Origin of the sequence: Pseudomonas fitomaticsae (assembly GCF_021018765.1) — a bacterium.
In the GTDB taxonomy this organism is placed as follows: domain Bacteria; phylum Pseudomonadota; class Gammaproteobacteria; order Pseudomonadales; family Pseudomonadaceae; genus Aquipseudomonas; species Aquipseudomonas fitomaticsae.
In genome coordinates, this window is record NZ_CP075567.1 from 78,858 (window position 1) to 96,399 (window position 17,542).

At 61.8% G+C, this 17,542-nt stretch carries 18 protein-coding genes; 8 read left to right on the plus strand and 10 right to left on the minus strand.

The genetic code is table 11. The annotated features are described in order from the left end of the window. Positions 1-40 precede the first annotated feature (40 nt). From KJY40_RS00380 to KJY40_RS00390, 3 genes are read left to right on the plus strand one after another with little or no spacing between them, the layout of a single operon-like run. Positions 41-673 carry a CDP-alcohol phosphatidyltransferase family protein gene (locus tag KJY40_RS00380; protein ID WP_230734297.1) on the plus strand — a complete coding sequence of 211 codons (633 nt, stop codon included), beginning with the start codon at positions 41-43 and terminating at the stop codon, positions 671-673. Then, positions 660-1,259 carry a lysophospholipid acyltransferase family protein gene (locus KJY40_RS00385; RefSeq protein ID WP_230734299.1) on the plus strand — a complete coding sequence of 200 codons (600 nt, stop codon included), beginning with the start codon at positions 660-662 and terminating at the stop codon, positions 1,257-1,259. The genes KJY40_RS00380 and KJY40_RS00385 overlap by 14 nt, the downstream gene beginning before the upstream one ends. Beyond that, the gene (locus KJY40_RS00390; RefSeq protein WP_230734301.1) at positions 1,256-2,200 is read left to right on the plus strand and encodes a phosphatidate cytidylyltransferase; all 945 of its coding nucleotides are present in this window, start codon (positions 1,256-1,258) and stop codon (positions 2,198-2,200) included. Before KJY40_RS00385 ends, KJY40_RS00390 begins: the two co-directional genes overlap by 4 nt. 99 nt (positions 2,201-2,299) lie before the next feature. Here KJY40_RS00390 and KJY40_RS00395 read toward each other — a convergent pair whose 3' ends face one another. The 3 genes from KJY40_RS00395 to KJY40_RS00405 all read right to left on the minus strand — a co-directional run bounded on the left by KJY40_RS00395 (position 2,300) and on the right by KJY40_RS00405 (position 4,103). Beyond that, positions 2,300-2,575: an HU family DNA-binding protein gene (locus tag KJY40_RS00395; RefSeq protein WP_003213368.1), complete on the minus strand. Its 276-nt coding sequence runs from the start codon at positions 2,573-2,575 to the stop codon at positions 2,300-2,302. 190 nt (positions 2,576-2,765) lie between these two features. Continuing rightward, positions 2,766-3,914, minus strand: coding sequence for an NAD(P)/FAD-dependent oxidoreductase (locus tag KJY40_RS00400; protein ID WP_230734303.1), 1,149 nt, complete (start codon positions 3,912-3,914; stop codon positions 2,766-2,768). A 21-nt stretch (positions 3,915-3,935) separates the two neighbouring features. After that, a complete protein-coding gene (locus tag KJY40_RS00405) occupies positions 3,936-4,103 on the minus strand; it encodes a rubredoxin (RefSeq protein WP_007954349.1) in 168 nt (55 codons plus the stop codon). 199 nt (positions 4,104-4,302) lie between these two features. Between KJY40_RS00405 and KJY40_RS00410 the strand changes: the two genes are divergently transcribed. Then, complete coding sequence (locus KJY40_RS00410; protein WP_085685977.1) at positions 4,303-4,854, plus strand: chorismate--pyruvate lyase family protein; 552 nt, start codon at positions 4,303-4,305, stop codon at positions 4,852-4,854. Then, positions 4,854-5,744, plus strand: coding sequence for a 4-hydroxybenzoate octaprenyltransferase (gene ubiA / locus KJY40_RS00415; protein ID WP_085747942.1), 891 nt, complete (start codon positions 4,854-4,856; stop codon positions 5,742-5,744). Before KJY40_RS00410 ends, ubiA begins: the two co-directional genes overlap by 1 nt. A 46-nt stretch (positions 5,745-5,790) precedes the next feature. Here ubiA and KJY40_RS00420 read toward each other — a convergent pair whose 3' ends face one another. Then, positions 5,791-6,183, minus strand: coding sequence for a COG4315 family predicted lipoprotein (locus KJY40_RS00420; protein ID WP_230734305.1), 393 nt, complete (start codon positions 6,181-6,183; stop codon positions 5,791-5,793). Between the two features lie 151 nt (positions 6,184-6,334). Here KJY40_RS00420 and phoB point away from each other — a divergent pair, with 151 nt between their 5' ends. The 3 genes from phoB to KJY40_RS00435 all read left to right on the plus strand — a co-directional run bounded on the left by phoB (position 6,335) and on the right by KJY40_RS00435 (position 9,837). Beyond that, on the plus strand, positions 6,335-7,024 hold the full coding sequence (gene phoB / locus KJY40_RS00425) for a phosphate regulon transcriptional regulator PhoB (RefSeq protein ID WP_003229608.1): 690 nt from the start codon (positions 6,335-6,337) through the stop codon (positions 7,022-7,024). Between the two features lie 74 nt (positions 7,025-7,098). Beyond that, entirely contained in the window at positions 7,099-8,385 is a 1,287-nt protein-coding gene (phoR, locus tag KJY40_RS00430) for a phosphate regulon sensor histidine kinase PhoR (protein ID WP_218887987.1), read from the plus strand. A 111-nt stretch (positions 8,386-8,496) separates the two neighbouring features. Then, a complete protein-coding gene (locus KJY40_RS00435; protein ID WP_007954342.1) occupies positions 8,497-9,837 on the plus strand; it encodes a hemolysin family protein in 1,341 nt (446 codons plus the stop codon). A gap of 6 nt (positions 9,838-9,843) precedes the next feature. Here the strand turns inward: KJY40_RS00435 and KJY40_RS00440 are convergent, their stop codons facing one another. The 6 genes from KJY40_RS00440 to KJY40_RS00465 all read right to left on the minus strand — a co-directional run bounded on the left by KJY40_RS00440 (position 9,844) and on the right by KJY40_RS00465 (position 17,519). Next, on the minus strand, positions 9,844-10,740 hold the full coding sequence (locus KJY40_RS00440) for a peptidoglycan DD-metalloendopeptidase family protein (protein ID WP_230734307.1): 897 nt from the start codon (positions 10,738-10,740) through the stop codon (positions 9,844-9,846). A 163-nt stretch (positions 10,741-10,903) separates the two neighbouring features. After that, a complete protein-coding gene (locus KJY40_RS00445; RefSeq protein ID WP_064379783.1) occupies positions 10,904-11,860 on the minus strand; it encodes a response regulator in 957 nt (318 codons plus the stop codon). Positions 11,861-12,049: 189 nt separating this feature from the next. Further along, positions 12,050-12,811: a phosphate signaling complex protein PhoU gene (gene phoU / locus KJY40_RS00450; RefSeq protein WP_007954334.1), complete on the minus strand. Its 762-nt coding sequence runs from the start codon at positions 12,809-12,811 to the stop codon at positions 12,050-12,052. A 71-nt stretch (positions 12,812-12,882) separates the two neighbouring features. Further along, positions 12,883-13,716, minus strand: a complete 834-nt coding sequence (gene pstB, locus KJY40_RS00455) for a phosphate ABC transporter ATP-binding protein PstB (RefSeq protein WP_065258233.1) — start codon at positions 13,714-13,716, stop codon at positions 12,883-12,885. Positions 13,717-13,798: 82 nt separating this feature from the next. Further along, complete coding sequence (gene pstA, locus KJY40_RS00460) at positions 13,799-15,469, minus strand: phosphate ABC transporter permease PstA (protein ID WP_230734309.1); 1,671 nt, start codon at positions 15,467-15,469, stop codon at positions 13,799-13,801. 16 nt (positions 15,470-15,485) lie between these two features. Next, a complete protein-coding gene (locus KJY40_RS00465; protein ID WP_230737782.1) occupies positions 15,486-17,519 on the minus strand; it encodes an ABC transporter permease subunit in 2,034 nt (677 codons plus the stop codon). Positions 17,520-17,542: the final 23 nt, after the last annotated feature.

Genomic DNA, 17,542 nt, shown 5'->3' on the forward strand with positions numbered 1-17,542 from the left:
ACAACCCACTGCAACTCCTCACTGATACGGACATTGGCATATGGATGAAAACAGACGGCCCATCAAGACCCGCTCGGCGGGCTGGGCGAAACGCTTCACGGATGAACTGGTCAAGCGGGACATCTCCCCCAACCAGATCTCCGTCATCAGCATGCTCTTCGCGTTGTTCGGCGCGGTGACGCTGAACATCGACAACGGCGTGGCCGGTTCAATCTTGTGCATCGTCGGCATTCAGTTGCGGCTGCTGTGCAATCTGTTCGACGGGATGGTGGCGATCGAAGGCGGCAAGCAGTCAGCCGTTGGCAGCCTGTACAACGAGTTTCCAGACAGGGTCGCCGACAGTCTGCTGATCGTCGGGCTCGGCTTTGCCATCGGCCAGTCCGACCTCGGCTGGTTTGCCGCACTGGCCGCTGCGCTGACGGCGTATGTCCGGGTGTTCGGCGGCGCTCTAGGGCTCGCCCAGAGTTTCATGGGCCCAATGGCCAAGCAGCACCGGATGGCGGTGATGACGGTGGCTTTGCTGTTGAACGTGTTCGAAACCAGTTATCACGCGACCCACTACGCTTTGCTGATCGCGCTGGTGATCATCGCCCTTGGCTCCGTCGCCACCTGCGTGACGCGCACCCTGGCCATCGCCAGACAACTGAAGGGGAATGCCCATGTGGATCAGTAATGCACTGATTTCGGTGCTGCGTTTCTTGATCGGCGTGACCGCCCGCTGGGAAAGCCCGCCGGACCTCACGCGCCAGCGCATCTACTACGCCAACCACACCAGCCACATGGACACCCTGGCGATCATCGCCGCACTGCCGCCGGAGGCCCGGTTGAACGTGAAGCCGGTGGCGGCCGCCGACTATTGGGGCAAGAACCGCTTTCTGTCGTACATCTCGCAGAAAGGCCTGAACGCGGTGCTGATCGAGCGTAATCCGACACCGGGCACCAATGTGCTGGAGCCGATCTTCGATGTGGTGCGGGCCGGTCATTCGATCATCATTTTCCCCGAAGGCACCCGTTCCACCCAGGCGCTGCCGGGGGAATTCAAGTCCGGAATCTTCCGTTTGGCCGAGACCTTTCCCGACGTCGATCTGGTGCCGATCTACCTGGAAAACCTGCATCGCTCGATGCCAAAAGGTAAACATGTGCCGCTGCCGATCATCTGCACGATCCGCATCGGCGATCCACTGCAAAGAATTGCCGGCGAGGAGAAACAGGCGTTTCTGGAACGGGCGCGTGACGCCATCGTGAGGTTGTCGAAATGAGTCTGGAAACCAAATTCCTGTGGTTCTTCGCGGCCATCGCTGCACTGCTGGCGGTTGCTTCGCTGATTGGCGGCGTACTGGCCAGACGCGCCAAAAGCGTAAGTTCGATCGCGACCATCGAAAATCTCAACCAGCGCGTGAACGCGTGGTGGGGGATGGTGATTATCTTCTTCGTGTCCTGGCTGCTCGGTCCCAATGCGACTGTGGTGCTGTTCGGTTTCATTTCGCTGTTTGCGCTGCGCGAGTTCATCACCCTGACCCCAACCGCACGCGGTGACCATAACGCGCTGTTTTCAGCGTTTTTCATTCTGATCCCGCTGCAATACCTGCTGATCGGCACCCATTGGTACTCGATGTTCACGCTGCTGGTGCCGGTGTATGCGTTCCTGCTGCTGCCGGCGATTGCCGTGCTGAGCCAGGACACCGAAGGCTTTCTGGAGCGCACGGCGAAGATTCAGTGGGGCGTGATGATCTGCATCTACTGCATCAGCCATGCGCCGGCGCTGTTGTTGCTCGATCTGCAGGGCTTCAAGGGCCAGAACGCCCTGCTGCTGTTCTATCTGGTGTTCGTGGTGCAGATGAGCGACGTGTTGCAGTACGTGTTCGGCAAGCTCTTCGGCAAACGCAAGGTCGCGCCGCTGGTGAGCCCGTCAAAAACCGTGGAAGGGCTGGTCGGCGGCGGTCTGTCCGCGACGCTGATCGGTGGCTGCATGTTCTGGATGACACCGTTCAGCTTCTGGCAATCGCTGCTGATGTCGCTGGTCATTGTGGTGATGGGCTTTCTCGGCGGTCTGGTCATGTCGGCAATCAAACGCAGCCTGAGTGCCAAGGACTGGGGCACGATGATCAAGGGCCACGGCGGGATGCTCGACCGGATGGACTCGATCTGCTTCGCCGCGCCGATCTTCTTTCACCTGACCCGGTACTTCTTTTCGGCTTGATCGGGACCCCATCATCGGGCACAAAAAATGGGCATCCGACCGCAATCGGTATGCCCATTTTTCATGCAGCGCGCCCGGCTGACCGGGCATTCGCCGCGATTATGGATTGACGCTGTCTTTCAACGATTTGCCTGGCTTGAACGCAACGGTGTTGCTGGCCTTGATCTTCACCGGTTCACCGGTTTGCGGGTTTTTACCGGTGCGGGCACCGCGGTGACGTTGCAGGAAGGTGCCGAAGCCCACCAGCGTGACGCTGTCCTTGCGGTGCAGGGCGCCGGTGATTTCTTCGAGAACGGCGTTGAGAACGCGGTTGGCCTGCTCTTTGGTCAGATCCGCTTTTTCAGCGATTGCAGCGGCGAGTTCTGGTTTACGCATTAGTGAAGCCCCTTTGACGGTTTTTTGTTGTTATGTCCGTGCTGTTCTCGTTGGAACAGCGCCCAAGGCGCCGCAGGCTCTACTCTGCGGCAGACGGGAGTGAGGATGGCACGCGGTTAAGGGCGGCGCCAGTCTCCCCGCGACCTTTGTGGGGGCAAAAGCGGGGTGATTCCGACAGAACGACCGGTATTTACGCCAGCAAGGCCGGAAGCTGTTTGTTCAGCGCGAGTTTTTCCATCACCGTCGCGCCGGTCAGGGCGTAACCGAGCAATTGCCCTTCTGCGTCGTGGCACAGCACCTTGACGTCAGCGCCCTGCCCTTCGACCGTCCAGATACCCTCGCGGCCCCGTGGCGGCGGGGAAACCACCAGCGGGCAGACCGGGGTTTTCACGGTGATCGGCATCGGTCCGTAGTTCACCACGGTCGGGTTGCCGGCCAGGGTCTGTGCCAGCGCTCGCGCACAACTCATGAGGGGCATGACGTACAGAAGATTCAGCCCGTCGACCTCGGCGCAGTCGCCCAGGGCGTAAATGTTGGCGTGAGAGGTTTGCAGATGACGGTCGACCACCACGCCGCGATTGGTCTGGATGCCGGCGGCCGCCGCCAGATCGATCCGCGGGCGCAGGCCGATGGCCGAGACCACCACATCGCACGGAACAACCTGACCGTCGGACAGGTGCGCTTCCAGCCCGTCAGCGACTTTTTGCAGGCGGGTCAGCACCGGGCCGAGGTGGAATCGCGCACCGAGGCTTTCCAGTCCGGCCTGTACAGCGGCAGCGGCCGCCGGATGCAGCAAGGTCGGCATCACCTGTTCGCACGGTGCAACCAGTTGCACCTCGTAGCCACCGAGAATCAGGTCATTGGCGAACTCGCAGCCGATCAGCCCGGCGCCGAGCAGCAACACTCGGCGCTTGCCGGCCGCGGCGGCGCGAAAGCGCGCGTAATCTTCGAGATCGTTGATCGGGAACACCAGGTCCCCGCCATCACCTTCTATCGGCACGCGCACGGTTTCGGCGCCCCAGGCGAGGATCAGGTCGCGATAGCTCACTGCTTCCTCACCGATCCACAACCGCTTGTGGCCCGGATCGATGCCGCTGATGCGGGTGTGGGTGCGGATTTCGGCCTTCAACTGCTCAGCCATGGCGCCCGGCTCGGCCATGCTCAGGCCGTCGGCGTCCTTGTTCTTGCCGAAGCCGGTGGAGAGCATCGGCTTGGAGTAGGAGCGACCGTCATCGGCGGTAATCAGCAGCAACGGGGTTTCGCCATCGAGTTTGCGAAACTCGCGGGCCAGGTTGTAACCCGCAAGCCCGGTGCCAATGATTACGACAGGTGCGCTCATGCCCTACTCCTCAGTGTTTTCTCAGTTGATTTCGATCATTTCGAAGTCCATCTTGCCGACGCCGCAGTCCGGGCACAGCCAGTCTTCCGGCACGTCCTGCCACAGGGTGCCCGGCGCAATACCGTCATCCGGCCAACCGTCGGCTTCGTTGTAGATCAGGCCGCAGACCACACATTGCCACTTTTTCATTCAGGTACTTCCTCAGGGTTCAGGCTTTAGCCGGCGCGGACGGTCGATGGTGCAGCGCTGCCGTCCGGCTCAGGGCGTTTTGTACTGATCGGGCCGGGCAGATGCAAGCCTGTTCGGCGCAGCGGCGACCCGGATCAATCAAACTCGCGGTGCAGCATGGTAAGCTCGCCGCCTCATTTGCTGCCAATAATGACTCATTGTGCAACACACAAACGCCCCACTGTGGCGCCCGCAAAGCGAACTGACACCTCTCCCCGACACATCCACGCTCGACTGGCTGTTCGACGAAGGTTCCCTGACCCGCCGACTGACGCGCCTGTCGGATGACGGCTTCAGCGTGACGCCGCTGTTCGAAGGCTGGCAGACCCTGCGCGACGACGAATGCGCGGCGCTGGACCTGGCCGAAGGCAGCGAAGGCTGGGTGCGCGAGGTGTATCTGCGTGGCCATGGCGAGGCCTGGGTGTTCGCCCGCAGCGTGGCGTCGCGCAGTGCCTTGCAGGGCGACGGCTTGCACATGGATGAACTGGGCAGCCGCTCGCTGGGCGAGCTGCTGTTCTGCGATCACGCCTTCCAGCGCCGCGCCATCGAAGTCTGCCATTACCCCGAACACTGGCTGCCCGAAGGTTCCCGGGCTGCCGGCCTGTGGGGGCGGCGCTCGCGTTTCGACCGTGGCGCCTTGAGCGTACTGGTGGCGGAGATTTTCCTGCCTACGCTGTGGGAAGCCGTCCGCGCCCGTCCGGAGAACTGCTGATGTACCAAAGCCTGCTCAAATCCCTGAATCGCTTGAACCCGCGCGCCTGGGACTTCATCCAGTTGACCCGGATGGACAAGCCGATCGGCATTTACCTGTTGCTGTGGCCGACGCTCTGGGCGCTGTGGATTGCCGGCAAAGGCTCGCCATCGCTGGCCAACATCGTGATTTTCGTCCTCGGCGTTGTGCTGACCCGCGCCGGTGGCTGCGTGATCAACGACTGGGCCGACCGCAAGGTCGACGGCCACGTCAAACGCACTGCGCAGCGGCCTATTGCTGCCGGCAAGATCAGCTCGAAAGAGGCGCTGGTGTTCTTCGCGCTGCTGATGGGCGTGAGTTTCCTGCTGGTGCTGTGCACCAACGCGGCGACGATCTGGCTGTCGCTGGGCGGCCTGGCGCTGGCGTTCACTTATCCGTTCATGAAGCGCTACACCTATTACCCGCAGGTGGTGCTGGGCGCGGCGTTTTCCTGGGGCATGCCGATGGCGTTCACCGCCGAAACCGGTGAGCTGCCGGCAACGGCCTGGCTGCTGTGGATCGCCAACCTGTTGTGGACGGTGGGCTACGACACTTATTACGCGATGACCGACCGCGACGATGACCTGAAGATCGGCGTGAAATCCACGGCGATCCTGTTCGGCGATGCCGACCGGGTGATCATCCTGACCTTGCAGGTACTGTCGCTGGGCTGTCTGCTGCTGGCGGGGTCGAAATTCGAGCTGGGGATCTGGTTCCACCTCGGTCTGCTGGTGGCGGCCGGGTGCTACGCCTGGGAGTTCTGGTACACCCGTGATCGGGACCGGATGCGTTGCTTCAAGGCGTTCCTGCACAACCACTGGGCCGGTCTGGCGATTTTCGTCGGGATCGTGCTGGATTACGCGTTGCGCTGAAACACGCCTGCTCCCGGCGATGGGAGCAGGCTGATTGCGGGTGCGCTTACTTCTTCGGCCCGGAATTAGTGATGACGTGCCACATATCTTTCATCTTGTCGCCCGTCATGTCTCCAGGCTTCGCATCTTTCACGAAGGTGTACAGCGGCTTGCCGTCGTAGGCGTACTGCATCATGCCGTCATCACGTTTGATGACTGTCCATTTGCCTTCAGCCTTGGCATCTGCCGGCGCCATCAGCGGCGGCCAGTTCTTGGCGCACTCGTCGTTGCACATCGACTTGCCGCCACTGTCCTTGTCGAACGTATAAAGCGTCATGCCCTTGTGATCGACCATCATTCCGTCTTTCATCATGGCCGGCTCGGCCGCCATCGCCAGTCCAGGCAGAGTCAGGGCAGCGGCCATCAGCAGTGCTTTGAAGGAAGCAGTCATTTGAGTCATGGAAACCTTCTCTTGTGGTTGTCAGGATTCGGACTTAGAGCTTAGTTCAGGATTTGCACAATCGCCGCCGGACTAAAATACTGTCACACGACTGCAATAATTCCGTTATCTAATGCGGCGCAAGACAGTTAAATGACAAGAGGATTAAGGCATGGTTGGCAGGAGCATTCTGATCGTCGACGACGAAGCGCCCATTCGCGAAATGATCGCCGTTGCGTTGGAAATGGCCGGCTATGACTGCCTCGAGGCAGAGAACTCGCAGCAGGCCCACGCCATCATCGTCGACCGCAAGCCGGACCTGATCCTGCTCGACTGGATGCTGCCCGGCACCTCCGGCATCGAGCTGGCCCGCCGCCTCAAGCGCGACGAACTGACCGGGGACATCCCGATCATCATGCTCACCGCCAAGGGCGAAGAGGACAACAAGATCCAGGGCCTGGAAGTCGGCGCCGACGACTACATCACCAAACCGTTTTCCCCACGCGAACTGGTGGCACGCCTGAAGGCCGTGCTGCGTCGCGCCGGCCCGACCGATGGCGAAGCGCCGATCGAAGTCGGCGGCCTGCTGCTCGACCCGATCAGCCACCGCGTGACCATCGACGGCCGTCCGGCCGAGATGGGCCCGACCGAATACCGTCTGCTGCAATTCTTCATGACCCACCAGGAACGCGCCTACACCCGTGGCCAGTTGCTGGACCAGGTCTGGGGCGGCAACGTCTATGTTGAAGAGCGCACCGTCGACGTGCACATCCGGCGCCTGCGCAAGGCCCTCGGCGACGCCTACGAAAATCTGGTACAAACCGTGCGCGGCACCGGCTACCGGTTCTCCACCAAGGCCTGAGCCGAGCGCCCTCACCGTAGACAAGGACCGCATTTTCCGTGAACCAAAACTGGCATGGCACCCTGATTCGCCACATGCTGTTGCTGGTCACCGGCTGCCTGGTGATCGGCCTGATCACCGGCTACTACGGCTGGAGTCTGGCGGCGGGCCTGGGCCTGTACCTGGCCTGGACGCTCAAGCAACTGCTGCGCCTGCACGAATGGCTGCGCCTGCACCAACCCGATGAAGCACCGCCCGACGGCTACGGTCTGTGGGGCGAGGTGTTCGACAGCATCTACCACCTGCAACGCCGCGACCAGCGGGTACGCGGGCGCCTGCAAGCGGTGATCGACCGCGTTCAGGAGTCCACCGCTGCGCTGAAAGACGCGGTGATCATGCTCGACAGCGACGGCAACCTGGAATGGTGGAACCGCGCCGCCGAAACCCTGCTCGGCCTCAAGACTCCGCAGGACAGCGGCCAACCGGTGACCAACCTCGTCCGGCATCCGCGCTTCAAGGAATACTTCGAGCAGGAAAGCTACGCCGAACCGCTGGAAATCCCCTCGCCGACCAACGACCGCGTGCGCATCCAGCTGTACCTCACGCGCTACGGCAACAACGAACACTTGATGCTGGTGCGCGACGTCACGCGCATCCATCAGCTGGAACAGATGCGCAAAGACTTCATCGCCAACGTCTCCCACGAGCTGCGCACCCCGCTGACGGTGATCTGCGGCTACCTGGAAACCCTGCTCGACAACGTCGAGGAAGTGAACCCGCGCTGGAGCCGCGCCCTGCAGCAGATGCAACAACAGGGCGGACGCATGCAGACCCTGCTCAACGACTTGCTGCTGCTGGCCAAACTGGAAGCCACCGATTACCCGTCGGACAACCAGCCGGTGCACATCGACACCCTGTTGCAGTCGATCAAGAGCGACGCCCAGCAGTTGTCCGGCTCAAAGAATCAGCGCATCACTCTGGAAGCCGACACCAGCATTCTGCTCAAGGGCAGCGAGGCGGAACTGCGCAGTGCGTTTTCCAACCTGGTGTTCAACGCCGTCAAATACACCCCGGCCGAGGGCAACATCCGCATCCGCTGGTGGGGCGACGATCAAGGCGCGCACCTCAGCGTGCAGGATTCCGGGATCGGCATCGACAGCAAACACCTGCCGCGCCTGACCGAACGCTTCTACCGCGTCGACTCCAGCCGCAACTCCAACACCGGCGGCACGGGCCTGGGCCTGGCCATCGTCAAACACGTGCTGCTGCGCCATCGTGCACGGATGGAGATCAGCAGCGTGCCCGGTCACGGCAGCACGTTCACCTGCCATTTCGCCCCGGCGCAGGTCGCTCAGGCACGGGTCATCAGCGCCGCTGAGTAATGCCGGACTAGGCAATCGCCAGGTCAGCCGCTACATTGGCTGACTTGCGCCTGCCTTTCAGGTGCGGATTTTTCTTTCTTTCGAATCACACGGAACCCGCAAAACTCCATCATGGACCCTTCCCCTGGCTTGTCCCTCGCAACAATATTCGCCGATTTCGGCATGATTCTTTTCGCTCTGATCCTGGTTTTGCTCAACGGCTTCTTCGTTGCGGCGGAATTCGCCATGGTCAAACTGCGCTCGACCCGAGTCGAGGCCATCGCTGAGCAGCACGGCTGGCGCGGGCACATCCTGCGCACGGTGCACAGTCAGCTCGATGCATACCTCTCGGCGTGCCAGCTCGGTATCACCCTCGCCTCCCTGGGCCTGGGCTGGGTCGGTGAGCCGGCGTTCGCGCACATCCTCGAACCGCTGCTGAGCGCGGTCGGCGTGCAGTCGGCGGAAGTGGTTAAAGGCATTTCGTTCTTCACCGCGTTCTTCATCATTTCCTACCTGCACATCGTGGTCGGCGAACTCGCACCCAAATCCTGGGCGATCCGCAAACCCGAGTTGCTGTCGCTGTGGACGGCGGTGCCGCTGTACCTGTTCTACTGGGCCATGTACCCGGCGATCTACCTGCTCAACGCCAGCGCCAACACCATCCTGCGCATCGCGGGTCAAGGTGAACCCGGCCCGCATCACGAGCACCATTACAGCCGTGAAGAACTGAAACTGATCCTGCACTCCAGCCGTGGTCAGGACCCGAGTGATCAAGGCATGCGCGTGCTGGCCTCGGCGGTGGAAATGGGCGAACTGGAAGTGGTCGACTGGGCCAACTCCCGTGAAGACCTGATCACCCTCGAGTTCAACGCCCCGCTGAAAGAAATCCTGGCGATGTTCCGTCGCCACAAGTTCAGCCGTTATCCGGTGTACGACAGCGAGCGCAAGGAATTCGTCGGCCTGCTGCACATCAAGGACCTGCTGCTGGAACTGGCAGCGCTGGATCACATCCCCGAGTCGTTCAACCTCGCCGAACTGACCCGCCCGCTGGAGCGCGTTTCCCGGCATATGCCGCTGTCGCAGTTGCTGGAGCAGTTCCGCAAGGGCGGCTCGCACTTTGCCGTGGTCGAAGAGGCCGACGGCAACATCATCGGCTACCTGACCATGGAAGACGTGCTGGAAGTGCTGGTCGGCGATATCCAGGACGAACACCGCAAGGCCGAGCGCGGCATCCTCGCCTACCAGCCGGGCAAGTTGCTGGTACGGGGCGATACGCCGCTGTTCAAGGTCGAGCGCCTGCTGGGTATCGACCTGGATCACATCGAAGCCGAAACCCTCGCCGGGCTGATCTACGAAACCCTGAAACGGGTGCCGGAAGAGGAAGAAGTGCTGGAGGTCGAAGGCCTGCGGATCATCATCAAGAAGATGAAAGGTCCGAAGATCATTCTGGCCAAGGTACTGATGCTCGACTGACGGGGATTACCGCTTGCCCAGCGCAAAGTTGGGCAACGCCCCCAGCGGCTGGTTGAACTGATACGGAATCGACACCAGCCCCATCCCGGTATTGCGCTGCACCACGAAGTGCAGGTGCGGGCCGCTGCTGTTGCCGGTGTTGCCGGACAGCGCCAGCGGGCTGCCCACCGTTACCCGCTGCCCCTCCCGCACACTTACCGATCCTTGCTTGAGATGCAGGTACACGCCCATCGTGCCGTCGTCGTGCAGTATCCGCACGAAATTGCCGGACGGATCGGTGCCGCGCCCGTTCTGGGAATTCTCGGTCTTCACCACCACCCCGGCGCGAGCCGCGATGATCGGCGTGCCGACCGGCATGGCGATATCCATCGCGTATTTGTTCTTCGGCCCGAAGTGGCTGTAATCGCCATTGGCGCCCTGGCTCAGACGGAACGGCCCGCCACGCCATGGAAACGGGTAGCGATAGCCCTGAGCCGCGCCAGCGGGGTCACCGAGGGAATACTGGAACATCGGCGTGTACACCAGCGGCTTGCCACCGGACACCGGCGTCAGTAGCGCCAGCCGCGTATTGCTGCGCGCCGGCAGCACCCGACGGATCGTTTGCGCCGGCGCGTCGCGCACGTTGCTCATCCCGGTAAACGCCAGCGCAACCTCGACCGGCGCGTACAGGTCGTTGCGCACGAACACCACGTCCGCGCCCTTCTGCTTCTTGATGTCGAGATAGACCTGGCGTTCCAGGCGCTCGACCATCCGGTCCTGAAACACGAACACCTGGGAGCCTTTGCTCGGACGGTCGCTGTACGAAACCACTCCGTTGGCATCGGTGGATTTGTAGATCGTCATGGCCACAGTCGAGGTGGAGGCCATGAACAGACCACAGAAAAACAGCAGGCGCAGGGGCATGGGCAAAAGTTCTGTCGAGTAAGGCCTGGGAATGAGCCTAGCAGCTGAAGCAGACCAGGCTAGTCGACAGATGTTTCAAATTGGGCAGCGCGAGAGATGGGTGGTGCTTTTGATGGCCCCATCGCCAGCAGGCTGGCGATGGCGGACTGTCAGGCGACGAAGATCACGCGCCCGGAACGAAGTGCTTCTGCGCCGTGCCGCGGGCGATCAGGCGGGAAATGTAGTCGAGCTTCTGCGCGTCCTGGTCGACGAAGCGGAAGGTCAGTTGCAGCCAGTCGCTGTCGGGTTTCGGCTCGTGGGCGACGACGGCGTGCAGGTAGCCGTTGAGGCGGGCGATTTCGGCGTTGTCGCCCTGCTCCAGATCGAGCACGGCGCTGTCGAGGATCTGCGGCAGGGTGTCGGTGCGTTTCACCACCAGTAGCGCTTCCTTGATGCTCAGGGCCTTGATCACGCATTGCTGGGTGCCGCTCGGCAGGCGCAGCTGGCCCTGACCACGACCGCCGGCCGGAGCGCTGGAGGCTGCCGGGGCTTTCACAGGCGGGCTGTTGAGCAGGCCACGCTGTGGCGCGGCGGCAGGTGCCGGGGCCGCAGCGGCAGGCTTGGCAAACGGATTCACAGCCGCAGCGGTCGGTGCGGAACCGACCACGGCAGCCTTGCCACCGGTCAACGCGCTCAGGGAGTCGTTGCCGAACGCCGAGTTCATCTTGGTCGGGGCGCTGTTCATCAGGGTGTCGAGCTTGCCGACCTTGTTCAGGGCCTGCTTGACCTTGGTCAGCAGTTGCTCGTTGGTGAACGGCTTGCTGACGTAACCGGTGACGCCGGCCTGGATCGCCTGCACGACGTTTTCCTTGTCGCCCCGGCTGGTGACCATGATGAACGGCATGGTCTTGAGGTTGTCCTGCTCACGGCACCAGGTCAGCAGTTCGAGGCCGGACATTTCCGGCATTTCCCAGTCGCACAGCACCAGGTCGAAGGCTTCCTTGGCCAGCATGGCCTGGGCCTTCTTGCCGTTGATGGCGTCCTCGGTGCGGATCCCCGGGAAGTAATTACGCAGGCACTTTTTCACCAGGTCACGAATGAACGATGCATCGTCCACGACCAACACACTGATCTTGCTCATCCAACACCCCTATTAAAATCCCGGCAAGCATAACGCTGGCTGATGGCACTTTGCCAAAACTCTTCAGTCACGCCGGGACTTTTCGTTCGCGGGTGCTGCTTTTTAGTTCGCTTTCCAATCCGGATCTGCCCTTTGAAAGCGGAAACAAAAACGCCCAGCCAAAGGGCCGGGCGCTTTTCTCAGGCAATCTTACTTATCGTCAGCATCGCCCGGAACATTAGCGGTTTCGCCACTTGTCCCTTCAACTTCTTCCTTCATGCGCTTAAGGCCCATGTGGCGCACATCGGTGCCGCGCACCAGGTAAATCACAAGCTCCGAGATGTTGCGCGCGTGGTCGCCGATCCGCTCCAGCGAACGCAGCACCCAGATAATGCTCAAGACCCTCGAGATAGAGCGCGGGTCTTCCATCATGTAAGTCGCCAGCTCACGCAGGGCGGTCTTGTATTCGCGGTCGATGATCTTGTCGTACTGCGCCACCGACAACGCCAGATCGGCGTCGAAACGGGCAAATGCGTCCAGTGCATCACGGACCATGTTGCGCACCTGGTCGCCGATGTGGCGAACCTCGACGTAACCGCGCGGCGCTTCGCCTTCTTCGCACAACTGGATTGCACGGCGGGCGATCTTGGTCGCTTCGTCGCCGATGCGCTCCAGGTCGATCACCGACTTGGAGATGCTGATGATCAGACGCAGGTCGGAGGCCGCCGGCTGACGACGGGCCAGAATGCGCAGGCATTCTTCGTCGATGTTGCGTTCCATCTGGTTGATCTGGTCGTCGATCTCGCGCACTTGCTGGGCCAGGCCCGAGTCGGCCTCGATCAGCGCGGTGACCGCGTCGTTGACCTGCTTCTCGACCAGCCCGCCCATGGCCAGCAGGTGGCTGCGCACTTCTTCCAGTTCGGCGTTGAACTGCGCGGAAATGTGATGGGTAAGGCCTTCTTTACTAATCATGTTGGCGTCCTTGGAGCGTCCGGTAAGGTGCGGCGGGCCGCAGCGTCAATTCTGTGAATAACCCGCAACTGTCAGCCGTAACGACCGGTGATGTAGTCTTCGGTCTGCTTCTTGGCCGGATTAGTGAACAGGGTATCGGTGTCGCCGAATTCCACCAGTTTGCCCATGTACATGAACGCCGTGTAGTCGGACACCCGCGCCGCCTGCTGCATGTTGTGGGTCACGATGACGATGGTGAACTTGGATTTGAGCTCGTAGATCAGCTCTTCGACTTTCAGGGTCGAGATCGGGTCGAGGGCCGAGCACGGTTCGTCGAGCAGCAGCACTTCCGGCTCCACGGCGATGGTACGGGCGATCACCAGACGCTGTTGCTGACCACCGGACAGGCCAAGGGCCGAGTCATGCAGACGGTCTTTCACTTCGTCCCACAGGGCCGCGCCTTTCAATGCCCACTCCACGGCTTCGTCGAGGATGCGCTTTTTGTTGATGCCCTGGATGCGCAGGCCGTAGACCACGTTTTCGTAGATGGTCTTCGGGAACGGGTTAGGCTTCTGGAACACCATGCCGACCCGGCGACGCAGCTCGGCCACGTCTTCGCCCTTGCGGTAGATGTTGTTGCCGTACAGATTGATCGCGCCTTCGACGCGGCAGCCGTCCACCAGGTCGTTCATGCGGTTGAAGGTGCGCAGCAGCGTGGACTTGCCGCAGCCGGACGGGCCGATGAAGGCGGTCACGCGCTGTTTCGGGATGTTCATGCTGACGTCGTACAGCGCTTGTTTCTCGCCGTAGAACAGGCTCAGGCCCGGCACTTCGATGGCTACGGTTTCCTGTTCGAGGTTCAGGCTCTGCTTGTCGCGGCCCAGGGCAGACATGTTGATGCCGTGGGTATGTGTTTCGTGCTGCATGGGAGATCCCCTGTGCTAACAAATTCGGTTCGGTTGGCTGCCGGGATATAGACCGGCAGCCCTTCAATTCTTGTGACGGCGATCAGCTGTCCAGCGCCTTGTACTTCTCGCGCAGGTGGTTACGGATGTACACAGCCGACAGGTTCAGGGTGGCGATCACCAGCACCAGCAACAGCGCCGTGGCGTACACCAGCGGCCGCGCGGCCTCGACGTTCGGGCTCTGGAAGCCGACGTCGTAGATGTGGAAGCCCAGGTGCATGATCTTCTGATCCAGGTGCAGGTACGGGTAGTTGCCGTCCACCGGCAGCGACGGCGCCAGTTTCACCACACCCACCAGCATCAGCGGCGCCACTTCACCGGCGGCGCGAGCCACGGCGAGGATCATGCCGGTCATCATGGCCGGACTGGCCATCGGCAGAACGATCTTCCACAGGGTTTCAGCCTTGGTCGCGCCGAGGGCCAGCGAGCCTTCACGCACGGTGCGCGGGATACGCGCCAGACCTTCCTCGGTGGCCACGATCACCACCGGCACCGCCAGCAGCGCCAGGGTCAACGAAGCCCAGAGCAGACCCGGTGTACCGAAGGTCGGTGCCGGCAGCGCTTCCGGGAAGAACAGACGGTCGAGGGAACCACCCAGCACGTAGACGAAGAAGCCCAGACCGAACACACCGTAAACAATCGCCGGAACACCCGCCAGGTTGTTCACCGCGATCCGGATAACCCGGGTCAGGGTGTTCTGCCTGGCGTATTCACGCAGGTACACCGCCGCCAGCACGCCGAACGGGGTCACGATCATGGCCATGATCAGGGTCATCATCACGGTGCCGAAGATCGCCGGGAAAATCCCGCCTTCGGTGTTCGCTTCACGCGGGTCGTCGGACAGGAATTCCCAGACCTTGCTGAAGTAGAAACCGATCTTGGTGAACGTACCCATCGCGTTCGGCTGGTAGGCATGAACCACTTTGCCCAGGCCGATTTCGATTTCCTTGCCGTTGGCATCACGAGCGGTCAAGGCGTCACGGTTGAACTGCGCGTGCAGATCCGCCAGACGAGCCTCGATGTCCTGATAGCGGGCGTTCAGCTCGGCGCGCTCGGATTCCATGTCCGCTTGCGCGGTGGCGTCGAGCTTGCCTTCCAGTTCCAGCTTGCGACCGTGCAGACGAATGCGCTCGAGGCCGGCGTTGATCGCGCCGATGTCGACTTTTTCCAGGGTCTTGAGCTGCGCGGCGAGGCCGTTCACGCGGTTGATCCGCGCTTGCAACTCAGGCCAGGCCGCTTCGCCTTCGGCGATCACCTTGCCGTCCTGTTTGACGTTGACCAGGTAGCCGTAGAAGTTGCCCCACTCGCGACGCTCCAGCGCCATCAGCTCCGGCGGGTTCGTCTGGTTGGTCAGCCACTCGCCGACGATCCAGGTGAAGTCGTTGCCGTTCAGGTCACGGTTGCCGACCTTGATCAGCTCGCGGGTCATGAATTCCGGACCTTCGTCCGGCACCGGCAGACCGGCACTCTTCAGACGGGCGCGCGGCACTTCTTCTTTCTGCACCACCTCGCCCACGACCAGATGCTGGCCCTGGCCCGGTACGTCATAGCTGGCGTGGATCAGATCCGCCGGCCAGAAGTGACCCAGACCGCGCACGGCGATTACCGCCAGCAGGCCAATGGTCATGATGACCGCGATGGACACCGCGCCGCCGCTGATCCAGACGCCGGGGGCGCCGCTCTTGAACCATCCTTTCAGGGAGTTCTGTTTCACAGACTTCTACCTTTGCTTAAAGCGACGAGTATTTCTTGCGCAGACGCTGACGAATCAGTTCCGCGAGGGTGTTCATGACGAAGGTGAACAACAGCAGCACCAGCGCCGAGAGGAACAGCACGCGATAGTGGCTGCCGCCGACTTCCGACTCCGGCATTTCCACTGCGACGTTGGCGGCCAGGGTGCGCAGGCCTTCGAACAGGTTCATTTCCATGACCGGGGTGTTGCCGGTGGCCATCAGCACGATCATGGTTTCACCGACCGCACGGCCCATGCCGATCATCAGCGCCGAGAAGATGCCCGGGCTGGCAGTCAGGATGACCACGCGAGTCATGGTCTGCCACGGCGTGGCACCGAGGGCCAGCGAGCCCAGGGTCAGGCCGCGCGGCACGCTGAACACGGCGTCTTCGGCGATCGAGTAGATGTTCGGGATCACCGCAAAACCCATGGCCAGACCGACCACCAGTGCGTTGCGCTGGTCGTAGGTGATGCCCAGGTCGTGGGAGATCCACATGCGCATGTCACCGCCGAAGAACCAGTTCTCCATGAACGGGCTCATGTACAGCGACAGCCAGCCCACGAACAGGATCACCGGGATCAGCAGCGCACTTTCCCAGCCGTCCGGGACTTTCAGGCGGATCGACTCAGGCAGGCGGCTGAAGGTGAAACCGGCGATCAGAATGCCGATCGGCAGCAGCATCAGCAGGCTGAAGATGCCCGGCAGATGCCCTTCCACATAGGGCGCGAGGAACAGGCCGGCGAAGAAACCGAGGATCACCGTCGGCATCGCTTCCATCAGCTCGATCACCGGTTTGACCTTGCGGCGCATGCCCGGGGCCATGAAGTACGCGGTGTAGATCGCAGCGGCGACGGCCAGCGGTGCCGCCAGCAGCATCGCGTAGAACGCGGCTTTCAGGGTGCCGAAAGTCAGTGGCGACAGGCTCAGTTTCGGTTCGAAATCGGTGTTGGCCGCAGTCGATTGCCAGACGTATTTAGGCTCGTCGTAGTTCTCGTACCAGACCTTGCTCCACAGCGCGCTCCACGAGACTTCCGGGTGCGGGTTGTCGAGCAGCAACGGTTGCAGCTTGCCGCCGGCTTCGACGATCACGCGGTTGGCGCGAGGCGACAGACCGAACAGGCCCTGGCCTTCGACGACTTGATCGACCAGCAAGGTGCGGTGCGCGGTGCTGTGGAACACGCCGAGCTTGCCGCTGGCATCCAGGGCCAGGAAGCCCTTGCGACGTTCTTCGGCGGAAATTTCAACGATCGGCGTGGTGCCCATCTGGAAGGTGCGGATCTGCTTCAGGCGCAGCTCGCCATCGGTGTCGCGGGCCATGAACCACTGGGCCAGGCCACCTTTGGAGTCACCGACGATCAGCGAGATGCCGCCTACCAGCTGCGTGGCAGCGGTGACTTCGGCTTCGCCGTTTTCCAGCAGCTTGTAGCGACCGTTGAGGCTCTTGTCGCGCAGGCTGAACACATCGGCCTGGGCACGTCCGTTGACCACGTACAGCCACTGCTGGCGCGGGTCGACGAAGATGTTTTTCACCGGCTCGGTCATCTGCGGCAGATCGATACGCTTCTGCTCGTTGGTGACCTCGCCGGTCATCATGTTTTCTTCGCTGGTCAGCGACAGCACATTGAGTTGCGAACCGGTGGAGCCGACCAGCATCAGGGTCGAATCAGTGGCGTTGAGGCTGACGTGTTCCAGCGCACCGCCACTTTCGTTCAGCGCGATCGGTGCATCGCCATACGGATACTCGATAGCCGGGGTGATGGTTTTCTTGCCATCCGGGTAGCTGACTTTATAGGTGTGACGGAATACCAGCGCCTGACCGTTGGACAGGCCCACGGCCACCAGCGGATGGCCCGGCTGGTCTTCGCCGATGGAGGTCACACTGGCGCCTGCCGGCAAAGGCAGATCGACGCGCTTCAATTCAGCGCCACTGTCGATGTCGAAGAACAGCGCCTGGCCCTTGTCGGAAACGCGCATGGCCACCTGATTCTGCTCTTCGAGCGAAATCATCAGCGGCTTGCCGGCGTCCTGCATCCAGGCCGGGGTGATTGCATCTT